Below are 439 nucleotides of genomic sequence, written 5' to 3'. Positions count from 1 at the left end.
CTCCGTAGACCCCGGTCACGTCGCGGGCGCGGCGGATATGGCGAACCGTGCCGCGGAAATATGTCTTGGACACGCCGAAAGCCAGGCCTCCGGACACGGCGCCGATCGAGATCGGGTAGCTCTTGCCATGGAAGGTGAAGGTGCCCTTGCCGCCGGAGCCACCGACGAAGAAGGCCGCCTTGTAGACGGCGAAGCGGATCGTGCCGCTGTCGGCATGCGCGGCGCTGGCAAAGCCGATGCTCGCGGTGGCGATGGCGGCAACCGCGATGGAACGAAATCCGGATGAAATCTTCATGGTGAGAACTCCTCAATGTCGCCGCTTTGCCGGCCGCGGCGTGGGATCAAAGTTACAACTGAACAATCTCGCCCGCGATTTGGTTCCAGGCCCCGTGACTTGGTTCCAGGCATGTTCGAATCCGGCTGCGGGAAGGCCCGGGGA

General features: G+C 63.8%; 1 protein-coding gene. It reads right to left on the bottom strand.

Annotated features, from left to right (window positions below):
- Window positions 1-295, bottom strand: a 295-nt coding sequence (locus tag EN984_RS37330; protein ID WP_127384486.1) for a hypothetical protein, incomplete at its 3' end; no start/stop codon positions are given.
- Between the last annotated feature and the right edge of the window lie 144 nt (window positions 296-439).

Origin of the sequence: Mesorhizobium sp. M7A.F.Ca.CA.004.12.1.1 (assembly GCF_003997835.1) — a bacterium.
GTDB lineage: Bacteria > Pseudomonadota > Alphaproteobacteria > Rhizobiales > Rhizobiaceae > Mesorhizobium.
The sequence above is the reverse complement of the archived record's forward strand: the minus strand, read 5'-3'. Positions and strand labels throughout refer to the sequence as shown.